Source organism: Collimonas sp. OK242 (genome assembly GCF_900107095.1).
Taxonomy (GTDB): Bacteria; Pseudomonadota; Gammaproteobacteria; order Burkholderiales; family Burkholderiaceae_D; genus Collimonas.
Genome location: NZ_FNOR01000006.1, coordinates 1 through 25,257, shown reverse-complemented (window position 1 = coordinate 25,257; position 25,257 = coordinate 1). Strand labels below are relative to the sequence as shown.

The 25,257-nt window shown below is 53.7% G+C and carries 20 protein-coding genes; 6 read left to right on the top strand and 14 right to left on the bottom strand.

What is annotated here, in order from left to right; genetic code table 11:
- Positions 1-4: 4 nt before the first annotated feature.
- The 8 genes from BLV81_RS07415 to BLV81_RS07380 all read right to left on the bottom strand — a co-directional run bounded on the left by BLV81_RS07415 (position 5) and on the right by BLV81_RS07380 (position 9,787).
- Positions 5-1,030 (bottom strand): NAD-dependent epimerase/dehydratase family protein, encoded by a 1,026-nt coding sequence (locus BLV81_RS07415; RefSeq protein WP_092353983.1) that lies wholly within the window; start codon positions 1,028-1,030, stop codon positions 5-7.
- A 39-nt stretch (positions 1,031-1,069) separates the two neighbouring features.
- Positions 1,070-2,347 (bottom strand): Vi polysaccharide biosynthesis UDP-N-acetylglucosamine C-6 dehydrogenase TviB, encoded by a 1,278-nt coding sequence (gene tviB / locus BLV81_RS07410; protein WP_092354378.1) that lies wholly within the window; start codon positions 2,345-2,347, stop codon positions 1,070-1,072.
- Positions 2,348-2,662: 315 nt separating this feature from the next.
- Complete coding sequence (gene rfaH / locus BLV81_RS07405) at positions 2,663-3,172, bottom strand: transcription/translation regulatory transformer protein RfaH (RefSeq protein WP_176992790.1); 510 nt, start codon at positions 3,170-3,172, stop codon at positions 2,663-2,665.
- Positions 3,169-4,323 carry an MraY family glycosyltransferase gene (locus BLV81_RS07400; protein WP_092353979.1) on the bottom strand — a complete coding sequence of 385 codons (1,155 nt, stop codon included), beginning with the start codon at positions 4,321-4,323 and terminating at the stop codon, positions 3,169-3,171. The genes rfaH and BLV81_RS07400 overlap by 4 nt, the downstream gene beginning before the upstream one ends.
- A gap of 416 nt (positions 4,324-4,739) precedes the next feature.
- A complete protein-coding gene (locus tag BLV81_RS07395) occupies positions 4,740-6,968 on the bottom strand; it encodes a polysaccharide biosynthesis tyrosine autokinase (protein ID WP_092353977.1) in 2,229 nt (742 codons plus the stop codon).
- Between the two features lie 24 nt (positions 6,969-6,992).
- Entirely contained in the window at positions 6,993-7,430 is a 438-nt protein-coding gene (locus BLV81_RS07390) for a low molecular weight protein-tyrosine-phosphatase (RefSeq protein ID WP_092353975.1), read from the bottom strand.
- Positions 7,427-8,434, bottom strand: coding sequence for a polysaccharide biosynthesis/export family protein (locus tag BLV81_RS07385; protein WP_255365034.1), 1,008 nt, complete (start codon positions 8,432-8,434; stop codon positions 7,427-7,429). Before BLV81_RS07385 ends, BLV81_RS07390 begins: the two co-directional genes overlap by 4 nt.
- Positions 8,435-8,692: 258 nt before the next feature.
- Positions 8,693-9,787: a hypothetical protein gene (locus BLV81_RS07380; RefSeq protein ID WP_092353971.1), complete on the bottom strand. Its 1,095-nt coding sequence runs from the start codon at positions 9,785-9,787 to the stop codon at positions 8,693-8,695.
- A gap of 444 nt (positions 9,788-10,231) precedes the next feature.
- Between BLV81_RS07380 and BLV81_RS07375 the strand changes: the two genes are divergently transcribed.
- The gene (locus tag BLV81_RS07375; RefSeq protein ID WP_092353969.1) at positions 10,232-10,459 is read left to right on the top strand and encodes a hypothetical protein; all 228 of its coding nucleotides are present in this window, start codon (positions 10,232-10,234) and stop codon (positions 10,457-10,459) included.
- A gap of 196 nt (positions 10,460-10,655) precedes the next feature.
- Here the strand turns inward: BLV81_RS07375 and BLV81_RS07370 are convergent, their stop codons facing one another.
- A complete protein-coding gene (locus BLV81_RS07370; protein WP_092353967.1) occupies positions 10,656-12,383 on the bottom strand; it encodes a hypothetical protein in 1,728 nt (575 codons plus the stop codon).
- Positions 12,384-12,907: 524 nt separating this feature from the next.
- Between BLV81_RS07370 and BLV81_RS07365 the strand changes: the two genes are divergently transcribed.
- Positions 12,908-14,836: a baseplate J/gp47 family protein gene (locus BLV81_RS07365; RefSeq protein ID WP_092353965.1), complete on the top strand. Its 1,929-nt coding sequence runs from the start codon at positions 12,908-12,910 to the stop codon at positions 14,834-14,836.
- 186 nt (positions 14,837-15,022) lie between these two features.
- On the opposite strand, the gene BLV81_RS07360 is transcribed toward BLV81_RS07365, so the two are convergent.
- Positions 15,023-15,964 carry a cupin-like domain-containing protein gene (locus BLV81_RS07360; protein WP_092353963.1) on the bottom strand — a complete coding sequence of 314 codons (942 nt, stop codon included), beginning with the start codon at positions 15,962-15,964 and terminating at the stop codon, positions 15,023-15,025.
- 564 nt (positions 15,965-16,528) lie between these two features.
- Here BLV81_RS07360 and BLV81_RS07355 point away from each other — a divergent pair.
- The 4 genes from BLV81_RS07355 to BLV81_RS07340 are packed head-to-tail and all read left to right on the top strand — an operon-like array spanning position 16,529 to position 20,489.
- Positions 16,529-17,644 carry a hypothetical protein gene (locus BLV81_RS07355; RefSeq protein ID WP_143036308.1) on the top strand — a complete coding sequence of 372 codons (1,116 nt, stop codon included), beginning with the start codon at positions 16,529-16,531 and terminating at the stop codon, positions 17,642-17,644.
- Between the two features lie 36 nt (positions 17,645-17,680).
- Positions 17,681-18,634, top strand: a complete 954-nt coding sequence (locus BLV81_RS07350; RefSeq protein ID WP_092353959.1) for a hypothetical protein — start codon at positions 17,681-17,683, stop codon at positions 18,632-18,634.
- A 51-nt stretch (positions 18,635-18,685) separates the two neighbouring features.
- Positions 18,686-19,519, top strand: coding sequence for a hypothetical protein (locus BLV81_RS07345; protein ID WP_092353957.1), 834 nt, complete (start codon positions 18,686-18,688; stop codon positions 19,517-19,519).
- Between the two features lie 37 nt (positions 19,520-19,556).
- On the top strand, positions 19,557-20,489 hold the full coding sequence (locus tag BLV81_RS07340) for a glycoside hydrolase family 25 protein (protein ID WP_092354376.1): 933 nt from the start codon (positions 19,557-19,559) through the stop codon (positions 20,487-20,489).
- Between the two features lie 267 nt (positions 20,490-20,756).
- Here the strand turns inward: BLV81_RS07340 and BLV81_RS07335 are convergent, their stop codons facing one another.
- The 4 genes from BLV81_RS07335 to oxc form a co-directional block, all read right to left on the bottom strand.
- A complete protein-coding gene (locus BLV81_RS07335) occupies positions 20,757-21,245 on the bottom strand; it encodes a hypothetical protein (protein ID WP_092353955.1) in 489 nt (162 codons plus the stop codon).
- 395 nt (positions 21,246-21,640) lie between these two features.
- Complete coding sequence (locus BLV81_RS07330; RefSeq protein ID WP_092353953.1) at positions 21,641-22,069, bottom strand: PAS domain S-box protein; 429 nt, start codon at positions 22,067-22,069, stop codon at positions 21,641-21,643.
- 88 nt (positions 22,070-22,157) lie between these two features.
- Positions 22,158-23,408, bottom strand: a complete 1,251-nt coding sequence (gene frc / locus BLV81_RS07325; protein WP_092353951.1) for a formyl-CoA transferase — start codon at positions 23,406-23,408, stop codon at positions 22,158-22,160.
- 33 nt (positions 23,409-23,441) lie between these two features.
- Entirely contained in the window at positions 23,442-25,172 is a 1,731-nt protein-coding gene (gene oxc / locus BLV81_RS07320; protein WP_092353949.1) for an oxalyl-CoA decarboxylase, read from the bottom strand.
- Between the last annotated feature and the right edge of the window lie 85 nt (positions 25,173-25,257).

Sequence of the window (25,257 nt, the reverse complement as noted above, 5' to 3'; positions counted from 1 at the left end):
GATATCATTTCTGACTTTGTCCCATATACCATTGCATTGCCGTCTCAATACCCTCGCTGATACGGTACTCAGGCGCATAGCCGAGTCTTTGGAGAGATTTACTTATATCGGCTTGAGAATGACGCACATCGCCATCTCGGAAGGCGCGATAGGCAATCTCCTTTTCATAGGGAATTCCTTTCTTTCTCAGCGTCGATTTGAGGATGCCGACAAGTTCATTGAGGCTTGTGATGTCGCTCACGGCAACGTTATAAACCTCATTCCTGTTGTCCGCAGAAGTCGTCGCTGCCAACAAGTTCGCCTGCACGGCATTTTCCACAAAACAAAAGTCGCGACTGGTTTCGCCATCGCCGTTGATGAATATCTCTTCATTACGGATCATTGCTGCGATCCATTTTGGGATCACGGCCGCATAGGCACCGTTCGGATCTTGCCGTTTTCCGAACACATTAAAATAGCGCAGCCCAATGGTTCTGAATTCATAGCAACGCGCAAATACCTCCGCGTACAGTTCATTGACATACTTGGTGACGGCATAAGGTGACAATGGTTTGCCGATGCGATCTTCTACCTTGGGCAAGCCAGGATGGTCACCGTAAGTGGAGCTTGACGCCGCATAGACGAATGACGTTACCGCTGCATCCCTCGCAGCCACCAACATGTTCAGAAAGCCGTTGATATTGACATCGTTGGTGGTGATCGGGTCTTTAAGCGAACGTGGGACTGATCCAAGGGCGGCCTGATGCAGTACATAGTCGATGCCTTGCACAGCTTCTTGGCAGGTGCCAAGATCGCGGATGTCACCTTTTATAAAACTGAAACGTCCCCATCGCTTAGAGCCGACCAATTCTTCCACTTCGTTCAGATTATGTTGGTATCCCGTAGAAAAATTATCCAGGCCAACAACCGTCTGGTCGAGTTTCAATAGTGTCTCCAGCAAATTGGAGCCAATGAAACCGGCGCATCCCGAAATCAGCCATTTTTTTTGTTGTTCGCGCAATTCTTGCTGGATATGTCCGAAATGATTCATGCCTTGGTCCCCATATTTATCAACTCTTAGGCGTTATGGTTAAAGGCGGATATCCGAATCAGACTTCGGCAACACATACTTCAAGTCGAACAGCACATGCTCCTTTTTCCCTAGACGTCGCAAGCCATCTACGCCGATTTCCTTAAATTCGCGATGCGCCACCGCGAGGATTATCGCGTCGTATTTTCCGGGTTCCGGCATGGGGGTGAGAGCGATCTGATACTCATGTTGCGCACTCTCGGCGCTAATCCAAGGATCGTGCACGTCGACGTTGACGTTATAGCTTTTCAATTCGTCGATTATGTCAACGACCTTGGTATTGCGTATGTCCGGACAATTTTCCTTGAACGTCAAGCCCATGACGAGAACGTTGGCGCCTTCAATCTGAATGCAGCGCTTGAGCATCTGCTTGACGAGCAGACCTACGGCATAGCTTCCCATATTGTCGTTGATGCGGCGACCGGCGAGAATCACGTGGGGATGGTAGCCAACTGCTTCCGCCTTATGCGTCAGGTAGAAAGGATCCACACCGATGCAGTGGCCGCCTACCAGACCCGGACGAAACGGAAGGAAATTCCATTTCGTACCAGCAGCTTTCAAAACATCTTCCGTGTCTATCCCCAATTTCTTAAAGATGATGGCGAGTTCATTCATAAGGGCGATGTTGAGATCGCGCTGGGTATTCTCAATCACTTTCGCTGCCTCCGCCACTCTGATGGACGGCGCCCTGTGGGTGCCAGCGAGAATGATGCTGCCGTAGAGTGCGTCGATAAAGTCCGCTGCCTCCGGCGTTGACCCTGAGGTAATCTTGGTGATGGTGGTTAACCTATGTTCCTTATCACCTGGATTAATCCGCTCCGGGCTGTAGCCGACGAAAAAATCTTCATTAAACTTCAGGCCGGAAACGCTTTCGATCACCGGTACGCAATACTCTTCGGTAGCGCCTGGATAGACCGTTGATTCGTATACTGCAATATCGCCTTTCTTGATGATTTTTCCTAACATCTCGGATGCTCTTTGCAGCGGGATCAAATCAGGCTGCTTGTATTTGTCAATCGGTGTTGGCACCGTGACGATATAGACGGTAGCCTGGCGCAAATCTTCCGGGTTGGTCGAATAGGTGAGACATCTTGCTTCTTTCAGTTCATGAACATCAATTTCCAACGTGCTGTCGATGCCATCCCGCAATTGACCCACACGATGCTGGTTGATGTCATAACCAATTGTGGGATATTTTTTTCCAAATTCCACTGCCAAGGGCAAACCAACGTAGCCAAGCCCAATGATTGCGATGCGAGTGTCTGTCGATATTTTCATAGTCTGTCCATGGATGCAGAAGTTATGGTCGGATGATTCATGAATGGCTTTATAAGCGTCAAGGATGTGTAGCGTTGAGAGCAACACTGCCGACTTAATGGCATGCGCCTGGCAGCACCGGAACTAACATTCAACGGGCGCTATTATTTGTTTCAAAATGGGCTCTTGCATGAGGCTTTCGGCAGCCGCTTTTCATTCGGACACGCTACCGCCCTTGGAATACCAATTAAATTCCAAAAGACGCCTGCCTCTTCATTCAGATTTTCAGCTCCGCTCCATGTCCTGCAGGAGCTGGGCATGCGCTTACTCTTCCAGCTACACCGTCTTGCGCAGCATGTCCAGATCGAACACCAGTCTTTGCGGCTGACTGATCAATTCAATCAAGACTAAAGCTCGCGCTGCACCATCCGATATCTGGAACACCCCTTCGAGACCGGAAAACGGCCCGGATGCGATTGCAACCTTATCTCCCGCCACAAACGGCGGTGCAGGATCGAGCGTCCCCACATGCCGCAGTCCGCCAACGAGCGAGTCGGATATCGTGGCGAAGCGACCGCCAATTGCCACCAACTTGCTAACCCCTCGCGTACTGCGTACTTGTGACCAATTTGCCGACATAGCATCAAGTCGAATGAACAGATAACGCGAGAACAGCGGCTCATTAATGATTTCCGGCCGGCCCCGCCGCATTTTTTCAACTTTCAAAATCGGCAAAAAGCAGATGTGCCGCTGATTCTCCAATTGCTCCAATGCGCGAAATTCCTGTCTTGGCTTTGTCTGAAGAAGATGCCAAGTTGTCGCGGCCGATGACGCTGACTCTGTCACGACAGTTCTCCGTTGGCGTCGATATCGCCTACTACGTTGGAAGTCTGAATGCGTTGCAAATGACCGCGCGCGAGCAGCGTGTAGATGGACACATATAGCGAGACCTGCGCGAGCACCAGAATCAGCCCTCCAATGATCGTGCCGCCAGCGATCACACTGATAAAGGCGATAAGCGCGACCCAGGGAACCATGATGAATGCAACGGCAGCGTTGCGGACCCAGGCCTTGGCGACGTTACTAGGAATCAGCTTTGTGGCCACACAGCGGAAAACAAGCGTATGCAGATGCAAGCCGTCTGGATAGTAAGGATTGGAGTGCTGGATGAATTTTCTCCGATAAATACTGTACATGACTTCGATCACCGGATAGGCGCAAATCGACAATATCTGCCAAGCATTTACCGACGGATTGCGGACTAGCAGTAAAACCGCAATTTCGGAAACCCAGAAGCCCAGAAAATAGGCCCCGCCATCGCCGAGAAACAGTTTTCCTGCCGGATAGTTTGCCAGCAAAAAACCTGCGGCAACACCAAGGCTCAGGATGGCCAGCATCGCAACCAGAGCATCTCCTGCCTGCCACGCAAGAAATCCCAGCGCCGCGGAAATAATCACGATGACACTACCCGACAGCCCATTGAAGCCATCGATTATGTTGATGGCATTGGTGCCCCCTGCTACAACGATTGCGGTCACGACGAGAGCAATCGGCGCGAAAAGCAGCAAGGCGTCGACTCCCCATATATCGAGATGGTCAATCGTTGCTCCCAAGAGTTCGCTGGCGATCAGCGCACTGGAAATCGCTGCCGCCAGCCGCACTTTGATCGACATTTTTTTCATCAGATCTTCGGTGATTCCGGCGATGAAGACAGGCAAGCTGGCAATCAGTAATTTCGTTGCACTGCCTGCGTGCAATGTCGTGATTTGGCTGGGTTGGATAATGAGAAGGAATGAAAGTGCAAAGGCGATGCCTGCGAATACGGCAACGCCGCCTACCCGGGGTACCGCTGCGGTGTGATATTTCTGAACGCCATCCAGATCATGATCAAATGTATGCTTTCCGTGCCACCTCTGTGAACAGACGATCAGCACGCAAACCGTGAAACTGACAATCGCCGCAAGTGTCGCCATCTTCAGCATTTCAACTGCCATCATGATTACGCTCCGTTGTCGACGATCCCGTCAAACTGCGCAAACTGCATGCTTTTCAGGGCCGCAGGGACTACTTCAATTGCTCCACTGCGGCGCGAACCAAAATTGCGAGCATCGAGTCCCGGTGGCCTATGAGCAAATAAGCGCATGCTCTTTTTTTGCGCGCCCTAGGCTTCCAAAATAAATCGATCGAATACCAGTTGCCTGCAATGTCCAGTCATCATCGAGTCTACCGGCATCATGAAATTTCACTACTGGTAACTCTGACAGTATTGCGTTGGAAAACAGTCGTGGCGGGAAATTGCGATGCCACGTGAACGCTTCGGATCACAATTGCCTTTCCCCCAAAATTTTCCGTCACGATCATCACTACATCCATATTTTGAACTGCGGACTATGGCTCCCATAAGAAATTGCATTCAATATTTATAATGCGTATGTCGATATTTTCCGTACTTATAACCGTATCCGTAACGGCCAGGGCGCAACTTCAAATCATTGAAGATGACGCCTTTGGTCGATATACCCGCATGGCTCAAGCGCTTGATCGACTCTTTGATCTCACCTATCGTACTGGCGCCAGCACGTGTCACCAAAAAAATCGCTCCTGCCTGCGAGCCCATGATCAAGGTATCGGAAACCGTTAACACCGGCGGCGTATCGATCAGCACGTAATCGTAACTAGCCGCAATCGATGCAAGCAGCTCTCCGAAATTTGCATGCAGCAGCATTTCAGATGGATTCGGCGGTAAGTTTCCGGTCGAGATCAAATCGACGTTCGCGATCACTCCACGATGCAGTACCTGTTCCAAACTCATTGCTCCGGCAATCAGATCCGACAGGCCGCCTTGGCGACCAACACCAAAGTATTGATGCAGGTACCCTTTGCGTAAATCCGCATCCACCAGCAAGACGCGTTTGCCGGTCGCCGCCAGCACTGCTCCAAAATTGACAGAGACAAACGATTTTCCCAGGCCTGGCGTAGGCCCGGCGATCATCACAATATTGCTTTTGGAACCCAGCATCGAAAAATGCAGAGCGGTGCGTAAGCTGCGCAAACTTTCAATGGCGCTATCTGCCGGGTCACTTTGTGCCAGTACCGACACAATATCCTTCGACTTGGCATGCACCAACGCATACAGCTCTTCCTGTTTTTTGCTATGAGGGATGGTCGCATAGACAGTCAGTCCCAGCATTTGCTCTATCTCATGGGGATCGTCTATTCTCCCGTACAACGTTTTCTTGATAAAAGCGCATATCACCCCGAGTAATAGTCCGATCAACATTGCGATCGGGATTATCAGTAGGCGCCTGGGCCTTATCGGCTGCTCCGGAATCTGCGCGGCATCGATCATCCGCGCATTGCCCACCTTACTAGCTTTGACTAGCCGCAGTTGCTGCGTGCTGTTCAATAATTCTGTATACAAATCGGTATTGACCTTGACGTCACGGGCAAGACGCAGCACGTCCTGCTCCAGACCCGGCAGTATTTTTATTTGTGCGGCAATGCTCTTGCTGACTCGATTGAGCTCCCTCATCTGATTATCGACTCCGACTACGGCGGGATGATCGCTCGTGAAGCGGATCAACAGTTCTTCCCTCTTCTGCTGCAGCTCAATCAGTTTGCTTTGGGCGTTGACGGATTGCAGCAGAAGAGCTTTCGCTTCTTCGCCCAAATCGATGGTGCCGTGGCTGTTACGGAAGCGATTGTAGGTTTCTTCGGACTGCTCCAGGTGCCGCTTCAGTTCTGGCAGTTGCTTGTCCAGAAAGACCAGGGATTTTTCCGCTTCTGCCGATTTTCGCTCGACATTCTGACGGACGTATTCGCGGCCAATCTGGTTGAGGATATTACTGGTTAGTACCGGATCACTGCCTTCCAGCGTAACGCCGATGATGCCGGATTGCTTGCCTCTCTCCGAAATGGCCAATGCATTCTGCAAGTTTTCGATCGTGGCCAGCCGGGACGTCCCCCTGACCAGGAATTGCGCGCCGGGTTTGGCAGCAAGGCTCTCTACCCGCAGTTCTATAGTCCCATGCTCGGTCGCTGCATTGAGCGTGCTCCCCACCCTGCCATTCAGTTCAATATCTTGGCTTTTTTGGCTCAGGCGGAACTGACCATGGGATTCTGCAGTGAGGATGAAATCCAGATTCAGCAACTCTCCCGACACATTGAAGCGGGGAACATCGATCTTCTCCGCCCCCCAGGCATAACCGCCGTAACCGGCTAAGCCAGGCTCGGAAAGCTGTTTATTGCGCCCGGCTAGCCATGCGCCAATAACCGGAAAGTATTTTGGACGCGCGCTGATGGTCAGCCGCAGGCTGTCGACCGCACTCGACACCATCGTCCGTGACCTTAAAAGTTCCATTTCTGATGCAGCTACCGTTTTTGTGTCGAACATCGACGACAAGCCGCCCAAGATATTGGTAGAGGAATTCGGATTGTCTTCCACCTGGATCAGGATATTGGCCTCATAAATCGGCTTGGCAATAAACGCATAGGCCAGTCCCAGCAAGGTAATCGCCAGTGCGATGCCGGCAATCAAACCGCGATTGTCAAACAAAAGGTCGAGATAGCTCGTCAAGTTAGCGTCATCATCCCCATCGTCTTGCACGCCAACGGGGACCAGCTGCTGAGTGGGATGATTCATCGTATAGTTATCTCGATGGCTGCTTTAGTGGATGAGAATGATGCGTTCGGTCAAGTCGTTTACGCCCTGGGTAATCAGTTCGAATGACTGACGGAATACGTCCAGGCTTTGCTGATATGGGTCAGGAATGTCATAGCTACTGAATTCTCCGAGACGAAACACCTTCCCCTTAGATACGGAATATTTGAGCTCGACATAGCGCTTTTGCTCCTGATCCATGGTCAGGATCAGATCTGCTTCAGCGATCATCCAACCCGCGAGGCTCTGCGCGCGATGCTCGCTGATATCTATGCCACGTTCTTGCATTATCTGCACCGCAAATGGGTCAGCCGGGTTACCGATCAATGCATTGATGCCGGCGGACCGCACATTTTTTTCCGGTAAGGCGTGCTTGAGCAGGCCTTCAGCCATTGGGCTGCGGCAGATATTGCCGATGCAGATCACCAAGATTGTGTGAATCATTTTGCGATCTGCGCCGCATTTGTCAGCGATTGTGTGCTCGGCAAGATGAGGCTGATCACGCGGTTCCACATGGCTAGCTGGGAGGCATTCACAAAGACCACATCCTTGGGCTTGAGCTCGAAACTCTCCGCCATGGCCAGGGCTATCGGCGAACGCGCGTCGAGGTTGTACACAGTCGGCTCCTTGCCGCTCTCATTGCGCACCACATAGACTTGCCGGCCATCCGCGCTGAGTTGGCTGACCCCTCCCGCTTCGCCGAGCGCCTCATTCAGCGTCAGGCGCCCGTCGTGCATCGTCAGCGGCATCGGACGTGTTACATCGCCCATCACAAAAACCTTGCTTTCATCACGCGAAAGTACGTGAACCACATCGCCATGCGCAAGCAGGATGCCGCTGGGATCGACACCTTTTTGGATAAGTTGCGGAATGTTGATCCAATGGTTTATGCCTGCTCTGCTGATGCTGATACGGCTTTGGTCGCCGCTGGGCAATACCCCGCCGGCGCGGTTCAGCGCCTCTGTCAGCGTCATCGGGATGTCGTTGATGACTTGAGTACCAGGCGCTTTGACTTCTCCGCCGATATAAATGCGTTGGCTTCGATACGCCTGGACGCGCAAAGTGACCTCAGGTTTTTTGATGTAACGGGCCAGCTTCAGCGTGAGCTCACTGCGTGCCTGCATCTCCGTCAGGCCGGAAAGCTTTAGGGCGCCGGCGTAAGGAAATTGCACCATTCCATCATGATCGACGACGAAGCCGGCAGGAGGCACTGCCGTGCCAGCGGCATCGGCGTCGGTGGTTCCGAGTGACGGCTGCATATTCAACCGCGCTGCGTTTGCCAACTCAGGGTGGTCCCAGACCACGATGGACAGCACGTCCCCGCAGTCGATGCGATATGGCGTCAGGCTGTCAACCTGCAGACGACTTATATCTTGGCTGGCCTGCTGCTCGCGCTGCTCTCTCTCCGATTGCAATAGTTGCGGCGTAATGGATTTAATCGATGGCATTGCTCCTGGGGTGGTAGACGCAGCTGCGTCCTCCAGGTCCACGCGCATGCCAGGGGTGAGTGCTGAGCATGCGAAAAGCCAAGGAAGTATTGCAGCTGCCAGCAATTTCTTGAAGCGGGTCTTTGATATACATTGCATGTTGTCATCCAGCCTGGAGAGGCAAAGCTATTAAGCGGATTAGCAGTATTTTCCGTTAGAAATAATATTTTCAATCTAAAGACGCCAACAACCCGGTCTACCCGCCGATGACGAGCGCAGCTAAAAGGTGAATACCAATCCCGTGCTCAATATGCCGTAACGTTGACTAAACCGGTGCGAAGTCATGCTGTTGTAAGCGAACGGGATCTCACCGGTAAATTGATTGCTCATATACTGACCTCTGACAAAGATCGCGGCGTTATGAACGATTTTGTACATGATTTCACCCATCAGGATGTGGTTACGTTTATTGACCACTCCACCACGTCTTTGAATGATGTCATCCACATCGCTCCGTTTCAACGCTTGGTATTGATAGCCGGCCCGCAACTGCCAGTCATCCTTGCTCCATTTCGCCATCAAGCCGGCCTGGAAGTAGCTTGCGGTGTACTCGGTTTCTTTTTTTACATTGACGCCAAAGACGCTGTTCGGTATCGAAAAACGATCGATCGCGCTGCTCGCATTGCAGTGTTGTGCGGGGGTTCCGACGACTTCATCTGAGCCGAACGCCAGGTTGTAATTGCAGCCGTTTAAGGTAATGGCGCCATTCACCGAACCGACGCTGACCCGGCTCGCGCCGCCGCCGGAAAACATTGACAGCTCCGTATGCTCAGAAACCCGCCAGCTGCCAATCAGATCGAGCTGATACTGAATATCTTTAGGATCAGTAACCCTCACTGAACTCAAGGTGACGCCGGCGACTGTGGTGGGCGATGTTTTGTTCAACTCATTCGCATAATTACCCCACGCCCCCAGCCTTAGCGCCAAGCTTGGCAGGTATCCTGAGCCATCGAGCATCTTGTACTGCGCCGCCACCTGCCAGGTATTAATCTTGGCGCTGTCGCTGCGATAGTCAATTCGTCTTTCCCACAGGGCGCCATCCAACCAGAGCAGCGGCGTGATCGCCACGCCTGCGCGCACATGCGCACCGTGATAATTTCCGACATTGGTACCGGAAAAATTTGTATCGCTATCCCGCACCTTGAACACGTCAACCGCGCTGTTGAGCAGATCGTAGCTAGCCTCAACCTGGCCACTCCCGGGTATATTATTCTGGTTAGCGGAAAGAAACGCATCCATAGGCGCGGCGTTCACGGGCGAAAATATGTCTGCACAGCATACGAAGAGACCGAATAAAAAAAATTGTTTTTTCATCGAAAATTCCTAGATACGTCTATGCTGAGAAACCCCGGAATTGGTGCAAGCGCTAGGCTATGGACAGCTCTCTGCAACTGTGAATCAGGAAAGCGGGTTAGGCTTTCATATCCTCCTTCTGGGCTTATCCCTTCCGCCCTGGACTCGAATCAGCGATCTGTAGATGGATGAACTCATGTGCTTTTGCGCCGCGGCATTCCGCAAGCAAGCCGATCGATTATCAGATACCCGAAATATTCGATTGTTATCGAGTCTAACGGCAACGTCGAATTTCGCTACTGCCAATTCTGACAGGATTGCTCTGGATGACGCGAAATCATGTTTCGAAAAAAAACATGCGGCGTGATATCATCATTTTTTTATTTTCAAACTGATAATGTCGTTAGACCACAAAACATCCTCTGCTATCGTTCAATAAAGAAATGAGGCTTGAGTGCGAAGAAAATGAAATTACAAAACAATGTCTTTAAACTCGGCGCAATACTCCGCAAGCGGAAAATTGACTTCCCCGCTCTGCTCGATCGCAGCATCCGGCCGATCGGCAGCTGCAGCTTGGTCATCGGCATCGTCGCTGCCGCGATGGGCATGAGACCAGCGTCGGATTACCTGCTAGCTGCCGGTGTGCTGTGCCATCTTGTTTCCTGGTTTGGAGACTGGTGGAAAGGCCGCTGAGGTTTGCCAGCGAACGCAAGCCAGACTGGCTCGTTATTTTCTCCATGGTATAAATCATCTGTTCGGTTGCCTGTCATGGATAGCTGCTCGGGACGCATGTCGTTTGAACAGCTGTGCCACAGGCTGGCGTTTCTTGAGGCATGGGACCAACCGCTGCGCCCCACCCTTCTTTGCGAACTTGCGCACTGTCAAACGCTTATTGGACCACGACGCCCCCCTCAACGCCAAGCCCGCTCACCCTGTGCGGGCTTGGCCCCGTGACCGTGATAGACATGCCTGTCACTGCATGGTCTATCTGACTCCCGATCTTTACGTTCGACACGACCATTTTCAAATTAAATGCGCCAGTGACGATTGGCAGACTGGTCAATCCGATTTGATTCAATACCTTGTCTGCATTGACCGTAAGCGTATTATTATCGACGGCAATAAATTGATGGGCATTGAGATTCGTGAGCGTCTTATTGACGGAGATACCGCTGCTGGTCTTGCTATAGACATACAAATTGGAATCTGCCGGCACAGATATGAGCAATTGTTTATTGCTGTCGAGCGTCAAGTCAGCCCGATCCAAGACGAATTGCAGCACCCGTCCACTGGCGCCGGTATCGGTCACCTCGATGCCGAGGGCCACCTTAGTCGTCCTGACGCCTTGGCTATTTTTGGGAATTGGATTTCCCTTCACAATCAATCCGAAGCCGACGGTATTGATAGACGACGGCTTTTGAGCAAGGGAGACGCCGTTCATGAACTGATCCAGTGTATAGGTATGCCCGTTTAGGTTGACACTGTCATCCCGGATTGCAAAATAGTTGTTAGGCTTACTCAAGTCAGTGAAATCAATGGAAAGCGGCGCGATGCCGGCTTTGCCGGTTTGCAGCGTCACTTCGGACATCAGCGCTGTGCTTGCTGCGCTGTCATTATTCGTATTGGTATCAGCTAACCGTCTCAGGTCCGTGCCCATCGCTGTCAAATCAATTTTATTTGCGATGCCGATCGTTAGCAGAGCCGCGAGTTGAGACGCTGTGTTCGCGATGACTGGATTCGACTGCAGCGACGTGGTTTGTTGAGTTAACGCCGCGTCGGTAGACTGGACCAAGGTTTCTGCCTGGACCTTGATGGCTTCCGAAACCAATGCCGAGACACTACCCGCACTATATGCGCCCAAGTTGGCTTTGACCGTGTCCAACGCAGTGTTCGCGGTTATTGTGACGTTTTCCATCGTTTTCTGAACTATGCCGGAAACTAGCGAAAGACTGACGCTGCCGCTGTCGACCAGTTGGGTCGTCGGGTTAGCTACCAGAGTTGCGGCTGCCGCGTTGGCTACCTCGCTGTAAATTGCCTGTGTAGACTCAGGACTGGTGTCCTGAGCCAAGCTCCCCAGTGTATCGGCGACTTGCTGAATGATTTGATGCACCGCCACGGTTTTTCTCAAAAGATCCGCATTGATCAATGTGCGGTCGGCATTTCTAGCAGCCGGATCCACTTGAGTCACGTCGATGCCAGCAGGCAGCCCCAAGGCAAAAGCGATTTTGGCGGCGGTCGGGCCATCAGTCGCAGCCATCAAGCTGGTTAGCGGCGTCACGACAGTACTGCCGGCCGGTGCTTTGAGGAGGCCGGCAAACGGTAAGCGGGTGTCGACATTCGTACCGCCGCTTGCGACAATTGAACTCGAACATGCGGGTGAAAATGCAAAATTGCCCTGGCTGTCTGTCACCACGACACTTTCGCTGCTATCGGCTACACCATTTTTATTCGCGTCGCACAGAACCGATGCCGCACTCAAATAACCATCCACCGCCTTCCCTGCTGCGGTTGTAGCCGCTGCCGGCGTTGGCGCGGCCGATCCGCCGTCACCGCCACCGCACGCGGCCAATACGATAGCGATAGCAAGCAACAGCGGAATATTTCTCTTCTCTATCATGTCATAGCTCCTGATACGTCACTGCACGAATGCAAGCCGAGTCGTTGAATCAGTATGGCTGTTTGAGTAAATCAAAATCAGGAAAGGCTTTTTTGACACCGTTTTCAAATCTACTGTGAAGCGGTAACCGTGGAAGATTGCGGAACTGGGGAGGATTCAGTTGCTAGCGAGTCTACCGCCGCCATGCAATTCCACAACTGTTAATCTTGACAGGATAGTTCTCTGGAGAGGACCAGCGAATCCGCTTGAATTTCTCTGGCGCGGCTGCGTTGCCGGCCAAACTCGCGTTGCGAATTTGCCGCACATTCGTGCTTCGCCTCATGGACAACGCCGGCATAAGTCACTAGAGTCTGTAGCCGAAGTCAAAATGCCGGTTTGATCCACCTACTCTTGGAGAGCGAGATGTTTACCATTCTTCGACATGGCGAAAAAAATCACCTCTTCACTTATCTCCGCAGTACACGCATGCAACCATTGGCGCATGCAAGCTTCACGGCCCTAGCTATTTCCGTTCGAGTGCCGCAATGAGCAAGTTACCTGCAACTCGCGATTTAGCTGAACTCAACGTTGGCAATTACGATCCTGCCGGCGTCGCCCCGCAAGGTTTTCTAGCATCAAGCAACGGGAAAATAACGTATTCAAGCGCTACCTTAACGGTCCCGGCTCAAGTGGCGGTTTTAAAGGGTAATGTGTTCAATATCGCACAACAAACTTTTACCCCGGCAACGCCATCGCATGCGCTTGCGACAATTAGCGCCGGTATCGTGACAATTGTCACAGCGGCACAAATGCTATCCAAATTTAGCGTCGCGGTATCAAATGCCAGCGGCGGCAATGTCAGCGGCAGCCTTACCGTCAATGGTTTAGACGAGCGGGGTTTTGCATTGTCGGATGTAGTGACTATCGCATCCGTCGCCAACGGCAATTCGTCCATTAGCGATTCCAATAAATACCTTGCGTCGATCACGAGCATTACGCCAATAAGTGGAACGTTAGGCGCTCCCGGGGTGACGATTTCCCTGACTGAAAAACAGTTCCGCAATCACCTTAAGATCAATAATTCCGGGGCCATCGTATATGCGAGCGACAATACCTACGCGGCGGATGAAGTGAAGCTTGCAACATTTGAAGTCGTATCGTCAGGTATCTTAAGTGTTCAGGATTGGCGGCTTCTTGGTGCCATCCCAAAAGCGCAGCGTGTCGGGTCAGAAATTGTCGACTGGAGCGGCGGCACCGCAGAAGGACCGCCATCATGGCTAGGCAACTGCATCTATGTCGCTGCCGAAACATTGGACGGGCATCTGATCATTTCTGGCAATGGCGGATTGATTTCCGAATGGGACGGGCAAATATTTACTACTACTTTGACCTGTCCGGGACTCGCCCTTGCCGATAATATTACCGCTATATGCAATGTCGGTTTGAACGTGAATGGACACGAAATCATATTTTTCGGCACATCGACCGGAAAAATCGTCAGATGGGACAGGACTTCAAATAATTTTGGAAGTATCACCGGCACCCCTCCTTCAAACATCAATAAGATGGTTAAAGCCAGCGGATCAGCTAATGCCTGGGTAATGGGGAGCTCGGGTTTTATTGGTTTTCTCAGCGAATCCGGCTCATCTGCAGCTCTCGCGTCCTATACATCAAATGCATCCTTTTCCGCAGGAACGGATACTGTGCATGACGGTGTGTACACGGACCGGCATCTGTATGCAGTCGGCGGCTCAGGCACCGGATTGAAATTCCACTCCTTCAATCTCGACACCTTCCAAGGCACCAGATTAGGTATGTACTTGCCGGGAAAACCCGCACAGTTGGGGGGCAACGGAGCTTCGCCAGCAATTTTCGGCATAGGATTCGATCCTGCATCGCGCAAACTGCTGCTGGCTGGTTTTGGCGCGGCTCTATACGTTGCCGAATGGGATACGACACAGCAATACACAACCGGCACATTGCAATTTACGACGAGCGGCGCCACTACAATACCGGCAGCAACCGTGGCAAGCGATGGAAAAATGTTATATCAAACCACCGAGACTGCTGTCGTGGGGTCTGCTACAACTATCGCAGTTCCCGCCATAGCCCTGACCTCAGGATTTGCGGCATTAGCGGCAGCATCAACCGTAACGACCATGCCATCTCCAGTCGCCAACGTGACGGCGGTAACTAATATCACGCCATTTGGCATGGGTAGGCTGATCGCATCCGGGGGGTCCGAAGACTTGCCAAACGGACTGTTGAGCAGTACTCCGCTAGCAGTCACATGGGACGGCACACAGTGGCTGATTGCCATGCAAGGTGGCGATGTGCTGTCATTTGACGGCACCCGCCTGACTCGCTTGACTGACAGGTTCTCCTTCAAAGGACGGGCTACCGGCATATTGAAAGCGACCAAATGCACCTGGATATTTGGAGATGAAGGAAAATTATTCTCCATGCCGCACTAGCGCCCTAAGCCATTAACTCGTGTACAAAAAATGCCCGGCCGATTCGATGATTTGATCGGCGGTCTTATGCAAAACGAAAGCGGCCGGGTTTTGCTTATAGACTGTTTGTGCTCATATCCATGCGGTTCTCCGAGATTGACGCCGCGGCATCACAGCCTAGTCCGGGAGAGAACGGATTCGATCAACTCAGCCAGCCTTCAGCGAAGCGTCCCCGTTCAATGCCAATGGCAGCGCCCTGGCCCATCGATTGGCTGAAAGCGAAAAAGTCAGCGCGCGAACCTGGTGGTACCACCCGGCCGGCACATACAGAAGCTCACCGGCTTGTATGATGCATTCGATCAATGCCGCCTGGCGGGCAAGTGGAAATTTCTCGAAATCCGGCGCCTCAGGGTTAAACGGCGAGCCGAACAAGACGGCGTTCGCCTCGCGGGGATAAAGGAATTCGTCGTGGTGTGGCGGCGACAGGAAAATACGTTTGCTGCCCCAGATCTGCGCAAAAATATTGTCGTCATAGTCGCAATGCAGCGGGGTCACCGTGCCGGAGGGGCCAAGCCAAAAGCGAGGCGGACCCATTTTCTTAAAATAGGCGGGCCAGTAACACAGCCTGTTCAATTCACGCATTTCCAGATTGCCCAGATACGGTGGCAGGTCCTGCGTATTATCCGCGACGAGCTCAAGGTACGCCAGCAGCGACATATCCTGCATCGCCCGATCAGCCGCGAAAGCGGTATTGACATAGTCACCCACCCGCGCGCGCACGTGCAGCTCGCCAAAGCGGTCGCGCAGCGTTTGCGGCTTAAGGCTGGAAAGTGGCCAACGATTGACCAGCCCGGTGATGACGAATGGCAGGCCTTCTGCGGCACGCATGCGAAACGCCGCGGCGTCGAGCGTACCCATGCGCGGCACTGCGGAAATGGTCGGGAGGCCGCGCCCCGCACACCTTATCGCTTCACGCATTTTCTGTATTGAAGTGACGCCACGAACCAGCGCATCCTTTCGCTCTCGCGCCTGTTTTTTGACAATGACGTCTTCGGGCGACATGGGTGTCGATGACGGCCGGGGCGGCAGCAATCGTGACGATAGGCATGTCTCTTGCCGTTCTTGATTACCGGCTACCGGATTTTTCATATTTCCATTTTTCTATAGCTGTACAGATTTATGTCTTAACGGTGATTAACGCCGATGGGTTGAATTACATGACGGATTGACCAATTTTTGTGGCTGGCGATGACCCGGCTTGGCGGTGAAAACAGCCGCAGCGCCTGGGGCCGCCAGCGAAATGATGGATCAACGCACAACACAAAAAAATGGACTCAATAATGATGCAACTCCACAGATCCTTCATGCTTTTTGTTGCCAAGTCAATTTCATCGGCAACCAAAGTTCGCCTTGAATGTAGTGCAAACATATCCTATTGTAATTTAGAAATAGTTGCCCTATAGAACTGTTGAAGTACAAAAAACAGAGCAATATGTCAATCGAAATTGACAGGCCCATTTTCCAGTTCAGCACCGCTATTTCCGCTCCTTGCGGCGGTATGTAATTGGCACGAATCCGATGATGATCGGCGCATAGCTTGATCACATCGACGTTCTCCTAGGTCTGAAGCAAAATTGTTCTTGCAGATGTCGGATAGTCAATTGGGGGCCAGCATGAATAGGCTGTTGGAACGTTATTTCCCCGCATTTCGAAATGCAAATTTTCCTGTCCATAAGGAAAACCATGCCCAGCGCGGCGCTGGCTCGTCAGTCCCCTTCAGAAATACATTTCCAAAACGGAATCGGCTGGCAGCTTGCCAAACACCGCCAGCAGCAGCCTCGAACCAGGCGTTCGCGGCCAACAGCGCCAAGTCGTAACAGAATTCAGGAAGTTTCTCATGCGACTTTGGCTTATCGATTAGATCTACGACAGGAGAACACTATGCCAGATGCCACAGATACTTCGGCGACTGATTACGATACCGACATGCAGACCATCCAGAACTATGTCCAAGCCGTGGTCGAAGCGAAAGCCAAGATAGCTACCGTCCACCTGTCGGCTATCGACAATTTCCAGACTACGGTCCAGTCCGCCTCGCCAGCAGAGGCTAAACCGGATTTTCTCACTGTAGTTTTAAAGGCCGGCCTGAAGATGGCGGAGAAAGCCGCCGTCTCCGCTGTGAAGGATGCCACCGGCGCAGATCTTGGACCGTTGGTCGATCTGATGCATGGAATTTCGGATGAGATCGACCGTGCCGCAAAAGCCGCCCAGAACCTTGCGGTGGCCGACTGGATCAAGACTGTTCGCACCGCGGTGACCAACGCCTATGCCCAGGATCAGACAGGAAGCGCGCTGCGCAAGACTATCGAAGACGCCTATAAGCAGAATGACGAAGGTGGGCGCGGGGGTTATATCGGAGGTATTCAAAATGAACTGACGGCTATGCAAACCGTACTGCCGCCCAAAACGGAACTGCTGGAAACCGCAATGTACACAACCTGGATCAGCCAGAATTTCAACAACGATTGCATAGATGGCACCGGCATCATCTACGTACAGTTTGCTGACGACAGTACGTTTAGCTCGGCGACGGTGCTAGCGCCCCTCGGCGACAAAATCGCCGGGGCCTTGAATAGGGTGATGACTGGCGCAGGCAAGAATCAACTGATGGACCTGGACGTCGTGAAAAAAGTATGCAAAGGCAACGACTGCATGTGCTTTGAAGGCAACAATGTGGTGCGCAAGGCGGCATCCAGCGACGACACGCAAACGTTTCTGTCGTCCGCCGACACCTGGAAACTGGCAACGCTTTTTTCGACACCTGCTTGAGGGGTATTGTCCGCCAACGCTTTGGAGACAGCGATCATGATTGCGCAGGAAATTTCACACGACCCGGATCTCAAGGATTATAAGCTCAAGTTTCCTGACTTCTTGCAGGACAGTCCGCCCTCGAATCTGCAGACGGTATTCAAGAGCAGCACGCAGTTCTCGGCCGGTTCAGATGCGCATACGTTCATAGTCAGTGTTTCCATCCTGGACGAAGGGGCGCAAACACCGTCGGTTGCGAATGCCAATCTATTCATCATGCAACTGTGCTCGAATATCGGTGCTGGACTGATTGGTTCACTGAATCTGAAACTCGACGATGGCTACTCTATGCCGGTTCCATCCACCCTGGTCTTGAATTTTTCACATACGACAGGCTCGGACGAGCTGAGTTTGCAGATCGATGAGGCGTCGGCGCAAATCAAATTAAGCAACCAATCGCCGTTGGATCTGCAGGTTTCGCGCTATGCCCTTGTTTCAGCGTCCTCGATAACAGTAGCTTCCGTGCCGCTCCATCTGCCGCCAGGAACTGCGGTACCGATTCCTTTGCCGGCCGAACATGCTGATTTATCGCTTGCCGAGGATGCGCAATTGATACTGCCGGCACCGATGATGAAAGCGGACGTCGCAAGATTCCTGAATTTCCAGACTGTCGACGTGCAAGAGACGCAATACGTTATCGCCATTGATGCTGGCAGCGTCAATTTCAATAAATTCGATTCCATCGTGGCAAGCATCACGTTCGCCACCTTGCCGACCGTCGCGCCGCAGGTGCTGACCCTGACCAAGCACATTCATGCCGACAGTACGCATATCGTGATCCCTCTGGAAAACGCCGTGTTCTCCCTGCCTGGGGAAGTCGATTTGACGATCAAGTTTTCGGATGGAGCCACGGCAGATCTGAAGTTCACTCTGCAGAATGATTTTACTGTCCAGCCGGTGCTGGTTCTTCTGCAAAGCGACATCGATAACAACATGGCGGGCCGAGTCTAAAACCTCCATGAGCAAAACAATTCAAGCGTTTCAGAATAGAGGGAATATGACATGGAATCGACGAGACGATATGCATCTATAGGCAGCGCGATAGCCACGGCAAGCCTGATCGCTGCTATCGCCGCAGCGGAACTGGTCCCGGATCCGGCCTGGGCCTGGCTCTTGACGGCTGCTGCGCTGTTGGCTTTTTGCGCAGGTATCGGTTATGGCATCAGCGGCCATTTCAATGGTCTCGTCATCGACAACCGGAACCGGGTCAGCCTTTCAAAACTGCAGGCAAGCGCTTGGTCGGTGTTGGTGCTGTCAGCGTTTCTGGCGGCCTCGATTGTGCGTATCAAGCTCAATCTCCCCAACCCGATTGCCGTCAACATCCCTCAGGAACTACTGGCCGTGATGGGAATTTCGGCCACCTCCTTAGTGGCTACGCCCGTCTTGCTGAGCTTCAAAAGCAAGGAAGCGGCGCCGCCGGGGCAAGCGCAACGAACCGCGCTGATGCTGGGGGATGATCCGAAGAACCTGGTTGCGACGGGCAAAGTCTATGCACGCAACAGTTCCGACGACGCCCAATGGCTGGATATCTTTCGCGGCGAAGAAGTCAGCAACGCCGCCACGCCCGATCTTGGCAAGCTTCAGCAGTTCTTGATTACCGTGGTGGCCCTGACTATCTACTCTATCCAGCTCTGGCATCTGTTTGGCGCGAATCCGCCCGCGCAAGCCGGAACCACCTTCATGGACGCTCTGCCCGCTTTCAGCGCGAACATGGCGTGGCTGATAGGGATCAGTCACGCCGGCTACCTCGCCTACAAGGCGGCTCCCCATGACAACGGCACAGCGCCCGCGGGCAGTTCTCAAACGTCTGCCTTACAAGATGGCAGTGTCGGATAGCTGGCGAAGACAAGCTGACAAGGAGCAAGATTCTGCCATGAGCGATACCATTGAAATTCCTATTTCGGGGACCGTCCAGAACAATGTACGCGTCAATGTCCGGCAAGGCTCGCCAAGTACGGCTGCCCCCGTCCTTAGGAAACTTGATCCCGGTACGACATTTCAGGTAGCCGCCTTGGCGGTTGGTGAATCTGTCGACGGTAACGCGCATTGGTACCGTATATCGGCCGACACCTATATCTGGGCCGGGGCTTGCAGCGAGTTGCAACAGAACGCCACGACAGCTCCGGCACAGCCGCTTGCAGGTCCGCCGAACAGATCTACCCGCTTGAATCAGGTGCCCCTGGTCATAGACATCAGTCATGGCGACGGCGTCATAAGTTTTCAAGATGCAAAAAACGCGGGCTTGGTCGGAGTGATACATAAGGCAACTACAGGAGCCACAGGCAAAGACGACGCCCATGCGGCGCGCCGTGAAGATGCCTTAAAGGCCGGGCTGCTTTGGGGTGCATATCATTGGGGAACGGCAGCCCCGGTCGGGGATCAGGTTGAAAATTTTATTTCATGGACGAAAGCAGACGAAGATAAAAACATGCTGGTCGCGCTGGATTTCGAACCCACGCCAGGGAACCAGATGACGATCGATGGTGCGCGCGCGTTTTGTGAACAGATTTACGCGAGACTGGGGAGGCGCCCGGTCATTTATAGCGGCGACACTTTGAAAACGGCATTGGGTTCGGCAAAGGATCCATTTTTTGGAGCCCACCGCCTCTGGCTAGCGCAATATGGCGCAAATCCCACCGTTCAGAGCAGTTGGGACACTTTCTGGTTATGGCAATATACCGATGGCGACAGCGGCCCGTCCGGCTGCCGACTGGTGAGCGGAATTACGGGAGACTCAAAAGGACGCCTGGATTGCGACTACTTCGAAGGTGATGCTGCAACATTAGTCTCACAATGGGTTTCCTGACTGCGCCGCCTTTCCGTCAATTGCTGCTTGCATGGGCGCCCGACCGCTCGGACGGACCTTAAGCATTTTGCAAAGCCGCCGGATACTGCACCTCGTTCTCCCGAATCAATGCGTACCCAGTTCGAATGCTAAATCGCCAGATCCGGCTTCAATTACACTGTCAACTGCGCAGCTGGCGCCATTTTTGTTTTTGATGTGAGCTACCAAGATCTGCATGGTCGACTTTCAGAATTCTGTCGCCCAAATCTGAATTTCCATTGCAACTGTTCAGTTAGCTGTCTTTTCGGCCAATGTAGGCAAGGACAGCGCGGAAACCCAGTTCATGACTTCTTCGACGTCCTGCGATGGCAGCGATTGCATCGCCTCGACGGTGATCGACAAGCGATCGGCCAAAAAAGAATCCGATGCAAAGTGCCAGTCGTAACTGCCGCACCCGACGCGTACCGCGCGGCTCTCCTTCTCCGGCATGACAACCATCCAGTCGCACGAAAACGTAGACTGCTTATCTTCTGGCGGCGGCGACAGGCACAGCGCATAGACATTTTCATAGGTTCGCCCGAATCGGCGCACCAGGAGTTCTGCAATGGCGTCGCGTCCATCCGAGACGGGCGGAAACGAAATCGTGCCGGTGTTAACCACCATTCTCAGTAACGCATCGTCGGTGAAAGCATGTGACATCAGGTGCGGTCGATTGCCATCTTTGGCCTGTAGCAGGATGCTCTGAGTGCGATCCGTTCCCTGGGCAAAGCGTTTCATCGAAACCTCGGTCAAATATACAATATCGATTCGACGCTCGTATCGAGAAATTGTTTACTAACTGAACGCGTTTTCACTCAGCCTCGATCGGGTCCGGTCTCCTAAAGTTTAGAAACTGGCCATTAAAAAAAGTAACGCCAAAGACTGAACCCATGTGGCTGGACCAGGGGGGGAGCAAAAATTCAAGCGGTCTGTTGTGCGCGTTGTGCCTCGAATGAATTGGGTGAGATATAGCCAAGCGCCGAGTGCATATGCCGGGCACTGTAGCTCTCTTCAATAAAGCGCGGTAAACGCGCTGTGACATCAGCAAATTTTTCTTAGCCTATCGCCTGGCTTTCCTTACAAGAATGGCGCGATTCGCCCCTATTGATCGGCCCTCAGTAGTCCGCATTCTTTTAAACAACCCTGGCCTCCAGTTCTGCCAAGCGTTTGCGCAAATTGCGTTCTTCGGAGAAACGCGTGGTTTCATCGCGGATAATCGCGACAATCGCCGTCAGCGTCTGCTCTGCCGAATATAGGATCGCCACGGTAAACGCGATGGACAAGGCGTGCCCTTCTTTATGCAGCGCCGGCACCCGCAATACATCGTGACCGTAACGGGTTTGCCCTGTTTGCATGGTCTTGTGATAGCCATCCCAGTGGCGCTGGCGCTGGCGCTCCGGAATAATCAGATCGAGCGACTTGCCGAGCGCCTCGCTTTCCGCAAAGCCGAACATGCGCTCGGCCGCCCGGTTCCACAGTGTGATGGCGCCGCCCGCGTCGCAGACGACGATCGCATCGCCGACCACCTCTACGAGTTGCTTGAAATCAGTTTCCGAGTGCATGCAACTTACTCCTTATCCTTGAAGGCTGGAGAGCGACGTTCAGAAGCCAGTTCGTGCTTCTGAGCGCGCTGGTTACCGGGCCGTTATTTTAAACCGCCTGTGCGAGATGCAAAGCGGCCACCTGGTCCGGATTGTAGCCGAGGCTCGCCAGCACTTCGTCGGTATGTTCGCCCAACAATGGCGAGCCGGTGATTTCGACCGTGGTCTCCGAGAACTTGATGGGACTGCCGACTGTAAGATATTTACCACGGGCCTTGTGATCGACCTCGGTAATGGTCCCGCTGGCGCGCAGCGACGGATCGGCGGCGATTTCCTTCATCGACATCACCGGCGAGCAGGGAATGTCGAATTTGCGCAAGATATCCACGGCTTCGAACTTGGTTTTATCCTTGAGCCAACGCTCGATCACCGCAAAGATATCGAAGATCTTGTCCTGCCGCGCCGCAGCCGTGTTGTAGGCCTTGTCCTCGATCCATTCTTCCTTGCCCAGCGCCTTGCAGATCGGCGCCCAGGCATGGCCCTGGATGGTGAAATAGATATACGCGTTCGGATCGGTTTCCCAGCCCTTGCACTTGAGCACCCAGCCCGGCTGGCCGCCACCGCCGGCATTCCCGCCACGCGGCACGACGTCGCTGAATTTGCCATGCGGATATTGCGGATACTCCTCCAGATAACCGATCCGGTCCAGCCGTTGCTGGTCGCGCAACTTGACGCGGCACAGGTTCAGTACGCTATCCTGCATCGAGACCGCCACCTTCTGGCCCTTGCCGGTTTTTTCACGGCCGATCAATGCCGTCAGAATGCCGATCGCCAGGTGCATGCCGGTATTGGTGTCGCCGAGCGCGGCGGCACTTACCGTCGGCGGGCCATCCCAGAAACCGGTGGTGGACGCCGCGCCGCCGGCGCATTGCGCGACGTTTTCGTAGACCTTCAGGTCTTCGTAATGGTGGCCGTCGCTAAAGCCTTTGACCGAGGCGACGATCATCTTCGGATTGAGTTCGTTGATGCGTTCCCAGGTGAAGCCCATGCGGTCCAACGCGCCCGGCCCGAAATTCTCGACCAGTACGTCGGACTCCTTGATCAGCTTTTCCAGGACCTCCTTGCCCTCAGGCTTCTTGGTGTCCAGCGTCAGCGATTTTTTATTGCTGTTCAACATCGTGAAATACAGCGCATCGACATCCGGAATGTCACGCAACTGACTGCGTGTAACATCGCCCGAGCCGGGGCGTTCAACCTTGATGACGTCGGCGCCGAACCAGGCCAGCATCTGGGTGCAGGCGGGGCCGGCTTGCACGTGGGTGAAATCAATGATTTTGATTCCGTCTAGTGGCTTGCTCATGATGGGTAGATTCCTTTTATGACGTTAAATTGCTTACTTCTTGGTCGCGCTGCTTTGCGGATTCAGATTGGTCAGGCGGCCGCTCTCGGTACCCGCTGCTTCGTCGATGACGGCGTTGATGAGCGCCGGTTTGCCTGCCGCGATCGCTGCGCTCAATGCCTGCGTCATTTCTGCCGGCGTGGTGACGTGGTAACCGATGCCGCCGAAGGCTTCAATCATCTTGTCGTAGCGCGCGCCCTTGACGAACACGGTCGGGGCAACGTCCTTGCCTCCGGTCGGATTGACGTCGGTACCGCGGTAGACGCCGTTGTTGTTGAAGATCACGGAGATGACCGGCAGCTCGTAGCGGCAGATGGTCTCGAGTTCCATGCCGCTGAAACCGAAAGCGCTGTCGCCTTCGATGGCCACCACCGGCAAACCGCTTGTGACCGCCGCACCGATGGCGTACCCCATGCCGATGCCCATGATGCCCCAGGTGCCGGAGTCGAACCGCTTGCGCGGCTGGTACATGTCGATGATGCTGCGGGCGTAATCGAGGGTGTTGGCGCCTTCATTGACGACGTTGATGTCCGGGCGCGTCTTGAGCACATCGCGGATCGCGCGCAGTGCGCTGTGGAAGTTCATCGGCGACGGATTCTGGTCGAGGGTGGCCGCCATCTTCGCCAGGTTTTTCTGCTTGCGCTGTGCGATCGCGCCAGTCCATTCGACGTCCGGCTTGCCGAAACCGGCATCGATGCCGGCCAGCAGGGCCGATACGCAGGAGCCGATGTCGCCGATCAGCGGCGCGGCGATCGCCACGTTGCTGTCGATTTCGGTGGGCGAGATGTCGATCTGGATGAATTGCTTCGGTCCACCCCAGGTTTTACCCTTGCCATGGGCCAGCAGCCAGTTCAGGCGGGCGCCGATCAGCACCACAACGTCGGCTTCCGCTAAAACGAAGGAACGGGCGGCGGCCGCCGATTGCGCATGCGTGTCGGGCAGCAGGCCTTTCGCCATCGACATCGGCAGATACGGGATGCCGGTTTGTTCGATCAACGCACGAATGTCGGCGTCGGCCTGGGCGTAGGCGGCGCCTTTACCCAACAGTATCAGCGGACGCTTGGCGCCTTCCAGCAGATCGAGCGCACGCTGGACCGACTCCGGCGCCGGAAGTTGACGCGGTACCGGATCGACCACGCGCACCAGCGATTTTTTGCCGTGTTCGGCGTCGAGCGACTGCGCCAGCAATTGCGCCGGCAGATCCAGATAGACGCCGCCGGGACGGCCGGACACGGCCGCACGAATCGCGCGCGCAATGCCAATGCCGATATCTTCGGCTTTGTTGATGCGGTAGGCTGCTTTGGCGTACGGTTTGGCCGCATTGAGCTGATCCATTTCTTCGTAATCGCCCTGTTGCAAGTCGACGATTTCACGTTCGCTGGAACCGCTGATAAGGATCATCGGAAAGCAGTTGACGGTGGCATTGGCGAGTGCCGTCAGGCCGTTCAGGAAACCGGGCGCGGACACGGTCAGGCAAATCCCCGGCTTTTTGGTCATGTAGCCGGCGATGGCCGCCGCATTGCCGGCGTGTTGTTCGTGGCGGAAACCGATGAAGCGCATCCCCTCGGCCTGGGCCAGGCGGGCCAGGTCCGTGATCGGAATGCCGACCAGACCGAAGATGGTGTCGATGTCGTTGTGTTTCAGGGCGTCGATGACCAGGTGGAAGCCGTCGGTCAGTGCCCCTGAGGGCGACTGGAATTCTTCTAATTGAATGTCGTTTTTCATAATGAAATCTTCTTCTCCGTTTCAAGTGAACCCATCATAGCGAGCCGCCCATGCGCCACTCATTGACCGCGGTCAATTTTCGACG

What these genes read in the sequence shown, in the direction of transcription:
- BLV81_RS07415 (WP_092353983.1), bottom strand. Translation starts at nt 1,030, where the DNA reads ATGAATCATTTCGGACATATCCAGCAAGAATTGCGCGAACAACAAAAA.
- tviB (WP_092354378.1), bottom strand. Translation starts at nt 2,347, where the DNA reads ATGAAAATATCGACAGACACTCGCATCGCAATCATTGGGCTTGGCTAC.
- BLV81_RS07400 (WP_092353979.1), bottom strand. Translation starts at nt 4,323, where the DNA reads ATGATGGCAGTTGAAATGCTGAAGATGGCGACACTTGCGGCGATTGTC.
- BLV81_RS07395 (WP_092353977.1), bottom strand. Translation starts at nt 6,968, where the DNA reads ATGAATCATCCCACTCAGCAGCTGGTCCCCGTTGGCGTGCAAGACGAT.
- BLV81_RS07390 (WP_092353975.1), bottom strand. Translation starts at nt 7,430, where the DNA reads ATGATTCACACAATCTTGGTGATCTGCATCGGCAATATCTGCCGCAGC.
- BLV81_RS07385 (WP_255365034.1), bottom strand. Translation starts at nt 8,434, where the DNA reads ATGCCATCGATTAAATCCATTACGCCGCAACTATTGCAATCGGAGAGA.
- BLV81_RS07380 (WP_092353971.1), bottom strand. Translation starts at nt 9,787, where the DNA reads ATGAAAAAACAATTTTTTTTATTCGGTCTCTTCGTATGCTGTGCAGAC.
- BLV81_RS07375 (WP_092353969.1), top strand. Translation starts at nt 10,232, where the DNA reads ATGAAATTACAAAACAATGTCTTTAAACTCGGCGCAATACTCCGCAAG.
- BLV81_RS07370 (WP_092353967.1), bottom strand. Translation starts at nt 12,383, where the DNA reads ATGATAGAGAAGAGAAATATTCCGCTGTTGCTTGCTATCGCTATCGTA.
- BLV81_RS07365 (WP_092353965.1), top strand. Translation starts at nt 12,908, where the DNA reads ATGAGCAAGTTACCTGCAACTCGCGATTTAGCTGAACTCAACGTTGGC.
- BLV81_RS07360 (WP_092353963.1), bottom strand. Translation starts at nt 15,964, where the DNA reads ATGAAAAATCCGGTAGCCGGTAATCAAGAACGGCAAGAGACATGCCTA.
- BLV81_RS07355 (WP_143036308.1), top strand. Translation starts at nt 16,529, where the DNA reads ATGCAAATTTTCCTGTCCATAAGGAAAACCATGCCCAGCGCGGCGCTG.
- BLV81_RS07350 (WP_092353959.1), top strand. Translation starts at nt 17,681, where the DNA reads ATGATTGCGCAGGAAATTTCACACGACCCGGATCTCAAGGATTATAAG.
- BLV81_RS07345 (WP_092353957.1), top strand. Translation starts at nt 18,686, where the DNA reads ATGGAATCGACGAGACGATATGCATCTATAGGCAGCGCGATAGCCACG.
- BLV81_RS07340 (WP_092354376.1), top strand. Translation starts at nt 19,557, where the DNA reads ATGAGCGATACCATTGAAATTCCTATTTCGGGGACCGTCCAGAACAAT.
- BLV81_RS07335 (WP_092353955.1), bottom strand. Translation starts at nt 21,245, where the DNA reads ATGAAACGCTTTGCCCAGGGAACGGATCGCACTCAGAGCATCCTGCTA.
- BLV81_RS07330 (WP_092353953.1), bottom strand. Translation starts at nt 22,069, where the DNA reads ATGCACTCGGAAACTGATTTCAAGCAACTCGTAGAGGTGGTCGGCGAT.
- frc (WP_092353951.1), bottom strand. Translation starts at nt 23,408, where the DNA reads ATGAGCAAGCCACTAGACGGAATCAAAATCATTGATTTCACCCACGTG.
- oxc (WP_092353949.1), bottom strand. Translation starts at nt 25,172, where the DNA reads ATGAAAAACGACATTCAATTAGAAGAATTCCAGTCGCCCTCAGGGGCA.